The following is a 12,374-nucleotide window of genomic DNA, read 5'->3' as shown; positions in this document are numbered from 1 at the left end:
TATATAAAATGTGACCGGTACTGTGTTTTAATCAAAAGCGTTTAGTTTTTGGCGTTCGCCCGTTTATTGAAGTATTCATGCTCCTGTCTCATGACCTTTCGAATTTCTTCCTGATCTCTGCTGATTGAAGCGACAAGTTTTCTTACTTCAGGAGGTTGTTGCCGCATATCTACGCCATTGAGGATATCTGGACTAGTCATAAGTTTATTCCTTTGCTCGGTTTGATTAATATTACTATAAGCATTTGTAGGTTTTGTTTCCTCGCTCAATATCAATCTCTACGGCTAGACCAAGAATATGTGCGATGGCTTCGATAACGCGGCAGTCATTTTTTGAAAAATCGCCGGAATTATTTGTATCTATAGCCAGCATTCCATAAATTTGTTTGTTGCACATGATTGCCGAAGAAATGTATGTTGTATAACCGTTTGCTGTCCCTTTGAATTCCTTATCTTCGTGAACGTTGAGTGAAAAGCGAGAGATTCCGTTTTGATCAGTACCAGTGTTTTCTTTCAGGCTACGGAGCCAATTCAAGACCGCTGATCCTCTGCCATCTTTATCCTCTCTGAATGGGCCGGGTCTGGATTCGCTTCTGCCAAATGTCGCGAAAGGTTCAAGATATGGGCTTTGTCGTTTTGGATGGCGGATTCGATAAATTGTCACTCTGGGGGATTGTGTCGATTTATGTAATGCACCCCATAAGGATACGGCGCAATATTGGCAAAATTGATGCATCGAAAAATGATTTTCTTTTTGCGCCACGAGATCCTGCGCAATCTGTTTGACAACATTGGTAATGCAGTTAGTGATGATCGAATATAGAAGGACGGGTCGATCTTCCATATTTTCTCTTGTTTCGTCTAATTTGTCGTTAAGAAGGGATAACACCCATAATGCGAGGGCGGAAAGGATAGATAGAAAGGCAACGGCTACTGCTAATGCTCTTTGCCGGATAATGGGAAATGATAGGAAACCGATTGATCCGAGAGATACAGAAAAGATTCCTATCAAAAGCGTAGCTCCTGAAATGGAGTTTTTTACGTGCTTTTGCAGTTTGGTGATATGTGCTATCCCCTTTTTGGCTTGCGTTTCGACATAGTGGTCCATTAGACTGATGGCGTATTGGATGGGGTGAATCACGATCTCACCTCGGCTTTTTCATTGTCGTCTTCGTCATCGAATGGCCAGCACGAGTGGTATTCATGAATTCCGTCGTTGACGACTACTTGTGCCTCGAAATAATTTTCCAGATCGGGATACTCTACTTTCTTAAAAACAGCGTGGATTGTATTGCCTGTGCCGCCATGGGCTTTTGAAACTTTTGCTGCGAGGCCTTTGGCAATTAAATCTGCGACTGTCGTTTCTTCATCCATAGTGGCAGTCCAATAGGTCAGTATTTCCTGTTCGTCGAAAATAGCCACGAGTCCTGAGTCCGCCGCGAATCTCCCAAGCTCTTTCGCTTCGTCTTCATCTGTGAGGATTTGAATCCAATCTCCGTAGCCGGTGTCCGTGCACATTAGCGAGGGAAAGGCAGGGTTCGAGAGTTTGCCATTCTCGATAAAATCTGCCCATTCGTCTTCGACGATGACGTAGTAAGGATCCGTGATGATGACGTCATGGTCAAAACTGTGCTCTTCGTTGAAAGGTGTTGCGCTCATGTGTTTATTTAAACATCTAATTTGTCGTGAATGCAAAACGGAATGAGAGAAATGTGGATATGTGGATAACTTGATTTTGACAACAACTTTAATATTGGAGCAGTTGCTGCGCGTATCCTTTAAAACGCTACACATGAGAGATGCAGCTTACGCATGTAATCACGTAAGTCATGATTTTAAAAATTGTAAAAGTAACATCATGACTTAACAATGTGAGCATCGTGATTGAGAAAGTCGTCAAATCCTGACTTAGGAGTAATAAAAATCATAACTTAAGAATCGAAGTGAAACCGATGTGAAACGTGCCATTGGGTGCGGATAGACTGGCGGTATGCATATGCCGCTGATTAACGAGAACCATTACGCCGAGGTGATGCGCGATACCGTGCTGCCGGCGCTCGCTAAGTGCCGCGAGGAAGGCTGGATGTCGCCTGCCGGTGTGCCGGACGCTGCTGCCAATGCCGATTCTCAGTCTGCTTCTTCGGCTTCTTCAACTATCGCAAGTGGCACCACCCACGTCGGGATGGGCGACGCGGGAATCGGAATCAGCGGGGCCGGCATCGATACCGGCCCGGACGACGAGGATGAGCAGCACATCATGCACAGCAAGCTGTTTGGCTTCTCGTCGCTGGCAGCGCCGCCGACGCCGGGCAATTTGCATTACGTTTGCTTTGACGCGCACAAATTCGACGCTCTCAATATCGACGGTGCCAGCGCCAAGTTCCGCGGGGCCATCGTCTTCTCGTTCGGTTTCACGGAATTCGCCGCCAAGCACGCCGAAATGACGTGGTATTTCCTGCTTGCGGGCTATTCCGTCTGCATTCTCGAGCATCGCGGCCACGGCTATTCGGTGCGCGACGTCTCGAACCCATCGCTGGTCTGGATCGACGATTGGCGGCGCTATGTCGCGGATCTGGCCAAGTTCTCGCAGACCGTCGGGCGGCAGTATGCGGGCGATCAGCCGATGCACCTTTATTCGCATTCAATGGGCGGCGGCATCGCGGCGGCCGCGCTCGAAAGTTTCCCGATGCTCTTTGACCGCGCCGTGCTGTCCTCGCCGATGATCGAGCCCGTCACCGGTATGCCCAATTCCATCGCCGGGCCGGTCACCGCGCTCGCAAGTTCTGTCGGGCTTTCGCGTCGCCGCGCGCCGGGCCAAACCGAGTTCTCGCCGACCATGAAACTCAAGGGCTACGAGGGCGCGGAGCAGGCGCGCGTGCAATGGTATTTCAGCCTGCGCAAGAAGGACGTGCACTACCAGACCAACGCCGCCACGTTCGGCTGGGTCCATCAGGCCCTCAAGATGTCACACGCGATTCTCGAGCGTGAGGCCTGCTCCCGCATCGAGACCCCGATCCTGCTTTTCCAGGCCGGCCGCGATACGTGGGTGCACAACGCCGCGCAGAACCGTTTCGTCGAGCGCGTCCGCGTGGAAAGCGGCGACGTGGTGTTGGAGCGCGTCGAGCCCGCCGTCCACGAGATCTTCAGCATGCCCAACGTTATCCTCGGCCCTTACGTCGACCGCATCATCGACTTCTATGGCGAATCGGTCGAAGACATGGTCGCCGAGGAGGAATAGCAGGATAGCGGCAGCTTCATTTGATTCGTTGCGAAACGCAATAAAAGGAATGCCGCGAGCATCGCATCGCTGATTCGACGCAAGTTTCGGTCTGTTACTGTCCTGTCTGAAATATGGCCGTAGCATTTCTAGGAATCCTCGGTTGTAAAGTTGAAAGATACGGAAGCAACGACATATAACGTGCAGCGATAGGGCGCAAAGCCGCTATATATCGGATAAATAAAGGAGAAGAAATGAAGTACGATTTCACGTCGATTATGGATCGGCACGGCAAGGATGCCATTGCAGTTGATGGGCTGGGACTCCAACCCGGTTTCACGCCCGATCCGCCGAAAGATGGGTTCGACGTCATCCCGATGTGGATCGCGGACATGAATTTCGCCACCGTTCCAACGATTCAAGACGCGATTATCGAGCGTGCCAAGCACCCTGCGTTTGGCTATTTCAATCCTACCGATGAGTATTATAATTCGATTATCGACTGGCAGAAGACGCGCAACGGCGTCACCGATCTGAAGCCGGAGGATATCGGCTACGAGAACGGCGTTTTGGGCGGGGTTATCTCTACTGTCACTTCGTTCGCGGCGCCCGGTGACGCGGTTTTGCTTCATAGCCCGACCTACGTCGGCTTCACCAACGCCATCGAATCCAACGGCTATCACATCGTCCACTCGCCGCTCAAGCGCGACGAAAACGGCGTGTGGCGCATGGACTTCGACGATATGGACAAGAAACTCAAGGAAAACAACATCCACGTCGCCGTCTTCTGCAGCCCCCACAATCCCTGCGGCCGCGTTTGGGAGCGCTGGGAGATCGAGAAGGCGATGGAGGTCTATCGCGAAAACGATTGCGTAGTCATTTCCGATGAAATCTGGTCCGATATCATCCTTGGCGACCACAAGCACATCCCGACCCAGTCGGTGAGCGAGGATGCGCGCAACCGCGTCGCCGCGATGTACGCACCGAGCAAGACCTTCAACCTGGCCGGACTCGTGGGTTCGTACCATATCATTTACAACAAGTACCTGCGCGACCGCGTCACGTCGAAGGGCGCAAAGCCTGAGTACAACGCCATGAACGTGCTGTCGATGCACGCGTTGATCGGCGCCTACAAGCCCGAGGGCCACGAGTGGATCGACGAACTGCGGCAGGTGCTCACCGGCAACGTCGATTACGTCTGCGACTACTTCGCCGAGCACTTCCCGGAGGTCACGTTCGGCCATCCGCAAGGCACCTACATGCTCTTCCTTGATTGCAGCGCTTGGTGCGACGCGCACAACGTCACGCTTGACGAGCTGCTGAAGCGGGCGTGGAACGTCGGCGTCGCCGTGCAGGACGGCCGCCAGTTCAAGGCTCCGTGCGCGATCCGCATGAACGTCGCCCTCCCGCTTTCCCGTGTCAAGGAAGCGATGGAGCGTCTGTCGAAGTACGTTTTCGTGGACTGATTTCTGCGCAAGGCTACTGATCATCTGTTCGTTTGGATATTAGAAAACCGCTACCAGGTATATGCTTGGTAGCGGTTTTTATATTGAAACGTACGAGTTGTTATCTCGGTTTCTTCGGTTTGCTTAGCTGTTAAAAGCTTCGAAATCAAGCAAACAAAGGAAGACAGTAGTTTCTTGATTTACTTGCCAGCGGCAGCCTTTTCAGCGGCTTCCTTCTGGTGAATCTTGAAGGCGAGCTCGGCGACATGGACGCCGTTGGTCACGAACTCGTGCACACGGCACGGGCAGTCGTTCTCGCGCCCGACGCGAGCGATGTAACCGTTGATGTAGTCGACCTCGGTCTTGCGGCCGGCGACCATGTCCTGATACATCGACGGATAGTGCAGCGGCATCACGACTTTGCTGGAGTTCTCGACTTCGTGGATGGCCTCGGCGCGGGTCTGAATCGGCTGGATTCCGCCGCGTTCCAGCGCGTCGTAAGCCTCGTTGACCAGCTGCGTGGTCATGTCCATCGCGCCCGGGTAAGAAATGAACTGGCCCATGCGGATCTGATACATCGTGCACAGCGAGTTGACCACGGAATTGAAAATAATCTTCGCCAGGCAGGTGCCTTGCAGGTCGTGCGAAATTATTGGGTTGAAATGTGCCTTTTCGAAGTCATCGACCAGCTCTTGCTCCTCCGGTGTCACTTCGCCGCTCATCGAGCAGATATGCATGCTTCCGCCGCCAAGCTTGCCTTGGAAATCGACTTCGCCGGGTCCGAGGAAGGAACTTCCGAGCATTGCGGTGCCGCCATAGACGCGGTCTTTGGGGAAGTACTTGAGGATCTTTTCGAAGTGGCCCCAGCCGTTCATCGCGCTGAAGACGACCTGGTGGTCTTTGAAAAGTCCGGCGTCGGCGCAACGAGTGAGGTAGTCCTGCAGCTGCATCTGCTTAACCATGATGATCCACATGTCTGGATCGCCGCCCTTGGCCGCGTATTCTTCTGGCGTATAGACGTTGACTTTTTCCAGATGACGGTTTTCGTAATCGCGGGAAACGTAGACGCCGCCCTGCTCTTTGATTGCCTTTAGGTTCGGCTCCCAGATATCGATGTAATCGACGTCGCGGCCTACCAGATTGTGGAACAGCACTCCAAATCTGAAGCCCATAGATCCTGCGCCAATAATCCCGTATTTCATAATCGTTCTTTCCGTCTTGGAATTCAGTTGTCTCTACGCCTTTTGGGTACAAGGATGCGTCGCTCAATCTTGTGGATACAAAAGCGATTCCCCTGATGATTCAGATTTAAGCGAGAAAACTTGGACTACGTGGTAAATGGTCAAATGGCGGACAAAAATCTAACGGTTTTTGAGACAAAAATGGGGCGGTTATGGACAGATGGGGATGCGGTGATATGAAATGTGCGTGCGGAGGGGTCTAAAATGTCGCCGATTATGTGGCTATAGGCGCGTCTTGTGTAATGCGTGATATTTAGATACGGTAAATGCTGCTTCTTACGTAATAAGTACAAAACAAGTATGTAAAAAGTGGCATTTTAATGATTTGGCTGGGGCTTTCAATGTACTGAAAGTCCCAGCCAAAATCTTCAATAGACTAATTACTGACTATCGAAACAGGTTACGCTACTTAGCGGCTGCGGCAGCTTTTTCCTCGGCTTCCTTCTTGTGGACCTGGAAGGCGAGCTCGGCGACGTGGACGCCGTGGGTCAGGAATTCCTGCACGCGGCAGGGGCAGTCGTTTTCGCGGCCGACTTTGGCGATGTAGCCATTGATGTAATCGACTTCGGTCTTGCGGCCTTTCGACATGTCCTGGTACATCGACGGATAGTGCAGCGGGTTGGAGACGCGGCTGACATAATCGATTTCCTCGATGGCCTTGGCGCGCGACTGGATGGGCTGGAAGCCGGAACGTTCGAGCGCGTCGTAGGCCTCGTTGATCAGCTGCGTGGCCATGTCCTTGTAGCCGGGGTACGAAACGAACTGGCCCATCGTGATCTGATACATCGTGCACAGAGAATTGATGACCGAGTTGAAAATGACCTTGGCCATGCAGGTGCCGCGGAAGTTCTGCGTGACCTGCGGGTTGAAGCCGGTTTTGTCAAGGTCGGCGACGAATTCCTTCTCGACCGGCGTGACTTCCTCGGTCATCGCGCAGATGTGCATCGTGCCGGCGCCCGGCTTGCCGATGAAGTCGACGTCGCCCGGGCCGTTGAAGGCGCTCGCGACCATCGCGGTGCCGCCATAAATGCGGTCTTTCGGGAAATAGTTGAGGATTTTTTCGAAGTGGCCCCAGCCATTCATCGCGCTGAAGACGACCTGGTGGTCCTTGAAGAGACCTGCGTCCGCGCAACGGGTGAGGTAGTTCTGCAGGTCCATTTGCTTGACCATGATGATCCACAGGTCGGGATCGCCGCCCTTGGCTGCGTACTCTTCCGGCGAGTAAATGTTGGCCTTGACGAGATGACGGCCTTCGTGGTCGCGGGAGACGTAGACGCCGCCCTGCTCCTTGACCTTCTTGAGATTCGGCTCCCAAATCTCAATGTAGTCCACCGGCTGGTGTGCCAATTCCTGCAGCAGCACGCCATATCTGAATCCCATGGCTCCTGCGCCGATGATGCCGTATCTCATGATGTTTCCCTTCTAGTTTGTCCCTTGTGGGTATCGCGGCGAGTGCCGCAACAATCTTGTGGACAACATCATGCGGCATTGCCGTGTATTCGCAGTATGCGTGACGGCAGTAGGGTTTCTCAGCTTCGTTTCGTAATGTGGACGATTTTTAAGGCGGTTTTGAGACAGATTGATAAATAAATAGATAAAGCAATAATGTCTATTTATATATTTATATAAAGAGTTGTAATAAGAATAGCGCTTTCGTAATTATTCGTCCCGACTGGTCAAGGTGAGGGTTTGCGGTTTTGATATTGGCAAGAACTATACGATATTGAAGATCCTGAAGGTTTTCGGCCTTTAGTTGGGAACGCTCTAAGCAAACGAGTATTGTCCGGTTTCAGAAAAATGCGAGGGCTGCAATTAGCGATATGCCGATATAGTGGGATTTAAGTTCAACGGTATATGTAAGTGAGCAAGCAATAAGGAGAACGGCATGAAGATTACGGTGTATTGCGGTGCGGCAAGTGGGGATGACCCGAAATATGCGGAGGCGGCGAAGAGGCTCGGGGAGTGGATTGCCAAGAGCGGCGACGAGCTGGTCTACGGCGGTGGCGGCGTCGGGCTGATGGGCGTCGTGGCGCAGGCGGTGCTTGACGGCGGCGGCAAGGTGCACGGCATCATGCCGCAGATGCTCATCGACCGCAACGCTGCGGCTGAAGGACTGACGACTATGGAGGTCGTCGACGATATGGACGAGCGCAAGCGCCGGATGATGGAGCTTGGCGACGTGCTTATCGCATTCCCCGGCGGCCCCGGCACGTTGGAGGAGATTGCGGAAGCATTTTCGTGGGCGCGAATCGGCCTCAATAACAAGCCTTGCGTTTTCTTTGATTTCGACGGCTATTGGCAGCCGATGGCCCAGATGTTCGATGCCATGACCGACGCCGGCTTCCTTACCGCCCCGGACCGTGCGAAGCTCCTTTTCGCCGATTCCTACGACGAAATTGTGCGTTGGGCCGCGACTTATCAGCCCCCAAAGATTCGCACCTTCCCCGAACGGAAGTAAATGCCTCGGCCGGGGCGCCTGTTACTGGTGCCGGGGATGGATCGCCGGTAATGGGATGTTATAGAGGTCTTGCCGATTGCCGCCGTTGCCGGTAAAGGCTTTATTGCAGAGTAAGGTTCTTGACCAGTCTCATCGCTGCGACGGGCGGCAACGTCCATCATCGTTCCTGTATTGATTGATTTTAACATTTCATGATAGAATCTGTTCTTATGGGTGAGATACGGAGCATCGAGGACGTGGCACAACAGCATGCCGATGCGCTGGGCCGTGCCGCCGCTGGCGATGGGGCCGGCTGCGGCTTCACTGCCGGCGCCACGAACATCCGGGCCATGGCCCTGGCGGCGGACGCGTGCACGGGCGTCGCCAGTATCGGAGGCATCTTGGCGGGTGCAGCAAGGTCGTTGGCATCGGGAGCCGTCGACACGAATGAGGGATTGAACCAGGCCGATCAGGCGTCGGCTGCAGCGCTCGAAGGTATTCAATGAACAAGAAAGGACCCGCCGACGAGATAGGCCGACAGCTGGAAGCGGACGGCAAGAGACTGGATGATTTGCACCGCGAACGCCGGGCCTGTGATAAAGATTGGGGCGAGATGCAGTCGGTCTGCAATCGCCACCATGATATATGGATGGGTCTGTCCGAGGGGCTGCGCGGCAACCAGGCGTACGTCCGGTTCGGCGCAATCGAGGACGAGTTCCGCGCTTCCGCGGGTGTCCTTATGAATCGCATCGAGCAGGAGACCGACGACCACGACGCGGAAAGCCGCCGTATCCGCACACGTGATGAGGAATTGCAAGACCAACGACGAATTCTTATCGCACGCCGCCACGGCACGACGGAGACAGGGGAGGAGCAACCATGGGCCTGATTGTCGACAAGGGGGCGCTGCACCGGGCTATAGACGATTCCTGCAAGACCATCAACGCCCAGAACCAGCAGCTCCGCCAGATCTCCAGCGCCTGCGACGGTCTCAATGGAGAGAACCAGCTCACGGGCCAGGCGTGGCAGGCAGCCAAGCAACAGGCTGACACCCTCGGCCGGCAAATCAACGACGCCCTCGCCTACAACCAGGCCGTTCTCGACGACCACCGCACGCTCGCCACGCTCCTCGACCAATACATCGACGACGACTTCATCGCTGAAGACGCCGTCACTCAGGCTTTAGGCTGCCTTCACCAGGTCGACCAGGCCATCGAGGCCGTCCGTGATTTGCTCCCGCCCATCACGAGCAACTTGGTCGGTCCCGCAATCAATGACCTGCTCGACCAAGACCGCAGAACCGGCCAATGGCTCCAAGACAAGATTGACCGCCTCCGCCAATTCGACCAGGCCACCAGCACTCTCTACGGTGGCGACAAGGTCGGCGCCGACGGTAACAAAGACTGGATATACCACCATCGCGCGTGGCAGTTTTTGCAGGACGACGACAAGGACAAAAAAGGTGTTCGTACGGACGACCCCCAAAACAGAGACTATGAACTCCCGTTAAATCTTCTAGATGGCCCACAGCCGACTGCCGATGATTTTGATCAAGGTCAGATTGGCGATTGCTGGCTGATTTCCACCCTTAAGGCGATGGCTGACGCCGGATACGACATCAGAAAGGGCATCAAAAAGACCAAGGACGGGAAACACTACATCGTCACTCTCTTTGACAACGGCACGCCTGTGCAGGTCGAGGTCGACTACATCTACTACAACGGTGCCGGCGGCGTCGCCGGGCTGTGGGAGGCGGCCATCAGGAAGCAATTCGGCCGAGGCGCGCTCAACGGCGGCCAGCCCAACTGGGCATGGGAGGCCATCACCGGCAAGAAACCCCTCAAAGTGGACGTCAACGACGGCAGCAAGGACATCAGCACCCAAACGCTCAAATCCAAGGGGTCCAAACCCACGACGGACGAAGGAAAAACAGGGGATAAAAAGGGTACCATATCAGTGGCAGACAGCAAACCTTCATACACCAAGAAAGACGGTCAAACCGGCAGCAAGGATAACGAACTGGTGGTCTCCGCTACTGACGGGACCAAGCTGCCGGGCAACGGCTACAGGGTAGGCATCGAGCCTAAGCACGCCTACGAGGTCGTGGAGACCAAAGGTGACATGATTTGCCTGCGTAACCCCTGGGGCTACAACTACTGGTTCGACAAGGACGGGGATGAGACTTCGGACAACGGTGAACCGTTCTGGATCAGCAGGACCGATTTCGATAAGGCGTTCAATGCGGAGTCGCAGCAATGATGCGCAGCAGAAAAGCGGGTAAGGTCGGTCGCCGGCATTCTCACTGGCTGGGTGCTGCGCTCATGGTGATGCTGCTTGTGCTCGTGGCCATGGCCGGGGCCGTCTGCGTGCTCGAGAAAGGACCCATTATGGATGCCATATCAGGACACCGCATCATCAGGGAGAAAGCCGACAACATCTCTCAGGCGCGGATTGACAAAGGCGTAGTCAGGACGTCGCAGGAGGGAGGGGTGACCCGGGTCGGCGAGCTGACCATAACCCATTATCTGAAACATGAGCATGACGGCTGGCATGCCCATCTAAGACTCGCCGCCAGACCATACACCCCCGTTAGGAAGATGGATCTGAAGGTCGGTCAGACGGGAAGCGACGTGCGGCTCGGCGTGGCGGTGACCCCGCTGGACATGGACGGCGACGAGGGCGCCCAGGACGTCACGCTCCTCATCGAGACCTATCAGGATGGTCCCTCCATCCGGCTGAAGGCCGACAACCCCCCGCAGTCGCGGGGCGGCAAGACCTACGAGTTGCGCATGGGGGAAAGCAGCGCAAAGCTGGACGAGAACTATGTCAGGGTCTCAGTGGGGTACGGCATCAGCAGACAGCAGGACGGTTCCTATCTGGTGCCCATACAACTGGGCAACGGGGTCGACAAGCCCAGGGACCTGTCGATGAGCGTGGGGCAGAGCAGGACGGGCGACCTGCACGGCGTGAAGTACACGGTGACGCTGCTGGCCCTGAACGATGTCGACGGCCGGCAGGGCGCCACACTGATCGCCACCTCCGCGCCCACGCACTGAAGGGCACGACGGCGGGCGCATTGCGCCGGATGCCCTGTGCCAGGACGGGGGTTTGGCTTCCGTTTGTGGTTTGGAGTCATGGGTCGCCGGCTGGATGCTGCAGAATTTCGCTGCTTCCGGGCTACGGGCTTTCTGCTCATCGACGCAGGGTTCTGGAATTCCGCAACCAAAGGGATTGCTGATCGTCGCGGTCTGTGGCACGCAGGCGTTCTTGCGGCCGGATTGATGCCGTCGTGCATATACAAGAAACTCGATGCTGCAACGTTGAAATAATGATTGGCCTGTCTTGATAGTTACTGCAGGTAGCCGCCGGAATAATGTAAGCGGTAGACGGGTAATTGCCCCGCGTATATGGTTTCCTTGCCATTGAAATTTGTTATGTCGCCTGTGAATTGGTTTGTATAGCGGTATTCGCCGGCTTCGAATGATGCTGGTCCGCGATAAGGCGCATCAGGACTTGCTTTTCGTAGGGCTAGCTTCAGGAACCGGTAAATTTCCGTTGCATTATCGTCTTCATTGTCAGCGTTGTGTGCTGTGCCGTTTTGCAGTATTCCTCCCAAATAAACCATTGACCAGATTGCGCGTGATTCGTCCTCTACGATTTCCTGGCCTGCAAAATGCAAACTGCCAAAGTAGATATCGCGGTAATGGAGATTGCCTTTTGTGAATCTAAATTCGTGCGATCCGGAGAATGTAGGCTCAAGCGTAACTGGCTTCTCTGCAGCGTATGTGGCGGCTTTTGCGGCGACCAGGAACGACGGCAACGATGTTAAAGGCATGAAACCAGTTTATCAAGAATGAAACGGTTGGCTGCAGATACAACGTCGTATAAACTCAAAGTCTGATTATCAACGGAGTACTTTTTGTACAGGTTGGCTCCGAATATGACGTCGTATAAACGCAAAAAGTGTTATGTACGCCGTTATATTTTGGGATTTGCGTAAAACTTGAGGTTCCGGAACCGTTGCAATTCAACGTT

14 protein-coding genes are annotated in these 12,374 nt (G+C 54.2%); 8 read left to right on the top strand and 6 right to left on the bottom strand.

Annotated features, from left to right (window positions below; translation table 11 throughout):
* Positions 1-41 precede the first annotated feature (41 nt).
* From OZX67_RS09430 to OZX67_RS09420, 3 genes are read right to left on the bottom strand one after another with little or no spacing between them, the layout of a single operon-like run.
* Positions 42-200, bottom strand: a complete 159-nt coding sequence (locus OZX67_RS09430) for a hypothetical protein (RefSeq protein WP_277142920.1) — start codon at positions 198-200, stop codon at positions 42-44.
* A gap of 34 nt (positions 201-234) precedes the next feature.
* Positions 235-1,140, bottom strand: coding sequence for a GAF domain-containing protein (locus OZX67_RS09425; protein ID WP_277142918.1), 906 nt, complete (start codon positions 1,138-1,140; stop codon positions 235-237).
* Entirely contained in the window at positions 1,137-1,658 is a 522-nt protein-coding gene (locus OZX67_RS09420; RefSeq protein WP_277142916.1) for a hypothetical protein, read from the bottom strand. The genes OZX67_RS09425 and OZX67_RS09420 overlap by 4 nt, the downstream gene beginning before the upstream one ends.
* Before the next feature lie 331 nt (positions 1,659-1,989).
* Here OZX67_RS09420 and OZX67_RS09415 point away from each other — a divergent pair, with 331 nt between their 5' ends.
* Complete coding sequence (locus OZX67_RS09415; RefSeq protein ID WP_277142914.1) at positions 1,990-3,237, top strand: alpha/beta hydrolase; 1,248 nt, start codon at positions 1,990-1,992, stop codon at positions 3,235-3,237.
* Between the two features lie 233 nt (positions 3,238-3,470).
* A complete protein-coding gene (locus tag OZX67_RS09410; protein WP_277142911.1) occupies positions 3,471-4,682 on the top strand; it encodes an aminotransferase class I/II-fold pyridoxal phosphate-dependent enzyme in 1,212 nt (403 codons plus the stop codon).
* 179 nt (positions 4,683-4,861) lie between these two features.
* On the opposite strand, the gene OZX67_RS09405 is transcribed toward OZX67_RS09410, so the two are convergent.
* Positions 4,862-5,863 (bottom strand): 2-dehydropantoate 2-reductase, encoded by a 1,002-nt coding sequence (locus OZX67_RS09405; protein ID WP_277142909.1) that lies wholly within the window; start codon positions 5,861-5,863, stop codon positions 4,862-4,864.
* Between the two features lie 444 nt (positions 5,864-6,307).
* Complete coding sequence (locus tag OZX67_RS09400) at positions 6,308-7,312, bottom strand: ketopantoate reductase family protein (protein WP_277142907.1); 1,005 nt, start codon at positions 7,310-7,312, stop codon at positions 6,308-6,310.
* Positions 7,313-7,787: 475 nt separating this feature from the next.
* Here OZX67_RS09400 and OZX67_RS09395 point away from each other — a divergent pair, with 475 nt between their 5' ends.
* The 6 genes from OZX67_RS09395 (at position 7,788) to OZX67_RS09370 (ending at position 11,621) form a co-directional block, all read left to right on the top strand.
* Positions 7,788-8,360, top strand: coding sequence for a TIGR00730 family Rossman fold protein (locus OZX67_RS09395; RefSeq protein WP_277142905.1), 573 nt, complete (start codon positions 7,788-7,790; stop codon positions 8,358-8,360).
* 209 nt (positions 8,361-8,569) lie between these two features.
* Positions 8,570-8,845: a hypothetical protein gene (locus OZX67_RS09390; protein ID WP_277142903.1), complete on the top strand. Its 276-nt coding sequence runs from the start codon at positions 8,570-8,572 to the stop codon at positions 8,843-8,845.
* Positions 8,842-9,228 (top strand): hypothetical protein, encoded by a 387-nt coding sequence (locus tag OZX67_RS09385; RefSeq protein ID WP_277142901.1) that lies wholly within the window; start codon positions 8,842-8,844, stop codon positions 9,226-9,228. Before OZX67_RS09390 ends, OZX67_RS09385 begins: the two co-directional genes overlap by 4 nt.
* The gene (locus OZX67_RS09380) at positions 9,219-10,598 is read left to right on the top strand and encodes a C2 family cysteine protease (RefSeq protein WP_277142899.1); all 1,380 of its coding nucleotides are present in this window, start codon (positions 9,219-9,221) and stop codon (positions 10,596-10,598) included. Before OZX67_RS09385 ends, OZX67_RS09380 begins: the two co-directional genes overlap by 10 nt.
* Complete coding sequence (locus OZX67_RS09375) at positions 10,595-11,395, top strand: hypothetical protein (protein WP_277142897.1); 801 nt, start codon at positions 10,595-10,597, stop codon at positions 11,393-11,395. Before OZX67_RS09380 ends, OZX67_RS09375 begins: the two co-directional genes overlap by 4 nt.
* A 52-nt stretch (positions 11,396-11,447) precedes the next feature.
* Positions 11,448-11,621: a hypothetical protein gene (locus OZX67_RS09370; protein WP_277142894.1), complete on the top strand. Its 174-nt coding sequence runs from the start codon at positions 11,448-11,450 to the stop codon at positions 11,619-11,621.
* A 67-nt stretch (positions 11,622-11,688) separates the two neighbouring features.
* Here OZX67_RS09370 and OZX67_RS09365 read toward each other — a convergent pair whose 3' ends face one another.
* Positions 11,689-12,174, bottom strand: coding sequence for a DUF5680 domain-containing protein (locus OZX67_RS09365; protein ID WP_277142892.1), 486 nt, complete (start codon positions 12,172-12,174; stop codon positions 11,689-11,691).
* Positions 12,175-12,374: the final 200 nt, after the last annotated feature.

Source organism: Bifidobacterium sp. ESL0728, assembly GCF_029392015.1.
GTDB lineage: Bacteria > Actinomycetota > Actinomycetes > Actinomycetales > Bifidobacteriaceae > Bifidobacterium.
The sequence above is the reverse complement of the archived record's forward strand: the minus strand, read 5'-3'. Positions and strand labels throughout refer to the sequence as shown.

Bases quoted from the DNA above. Each gene is read 5' to 3' on its own strand.
- OZX67_RS09430 (WP_277142920.1), bottom strand. From the start codon at position 200: ATGACTAGTCCAGATATCCTCAATGGCGTAGATATGCGGCAACAACCT.
- OZX67_RS09420 (WP_277142916.1), bottom strand. From the start codon at position 1,658: ATGAGCGCAACACCTTTCAACGAAGAGCACAGTTTTGACCATGACGTC.
- OZX67_RS09415 (WP_277142914.1), top strand. From the start codon at position 1,990: ATGCATATGCCGCTGATTAACGAGAACCATTACGCCGAGGTGATGCGC.
- OZX67_RS09410 (WP_277142911.1), top strand. From the start codon at position 3,471: ATGAAGTACGATTTCACGTCGATTATGGATCGGCACGGCAAGGATGCC.
- OZX67_RS09405 (WP_277142909.1), bottom strand. From the start codon at position 5,863: ATGAAATACGGGATTATTGGCGCAGGATCTATGGGCTTCAGATTTGGA.
- OZX67_RS09400 (WP_277142907.1), bottom strand. From the start codon at position 7,312: ATGAGATACGGCATCATCGGCGCAGGAGCCATGGGATTCAGATATGGC.
- OZX67_RS09395 (WP_277142905.1), top strand. From the start codon at position 7,788: ATGAAGATTACGGTGTATTGCGGTGCGGCAAGTGGGGATGACCCGAAA.
- OZX67_RS09390 (WP_277142903.1), top strand. From the start codon at position 8,570: ATGGGTGAGATACGGAGCATCGAGGACGTGGCACAACAGCATGCCGAT.
- OZX67_RS09385 (WP_277142901.1), top strand. From the start codon at position 8,842: ATGAACAAGAAAGGACCCGCCGACGAGATAGGCCGACAGCTGGAAGCG.
- OZX67_RS09380 (WP_277142899.1), top strand. From the start codon at position 9,219: ATGGGCCTGATTGTCGACAAGGGGGCGCTGCACCGGGCTATAGACGAT.
- OZX67_RS09375 (WP_277142897.1), top strand. From the start codon at position 10,595: ATGATGCGCAGCAGAAAAGCGGGTAAGGTCGGTCGCCGGCATTCTCAC.
- OZX67_RS09365 (WP_277142892.1), bottom strand. From the start codon at position 12,174: ATGCCTTTAACATCGTTGCCGTCGTTCCTGGTCGCCGCAAAAGCCGCC.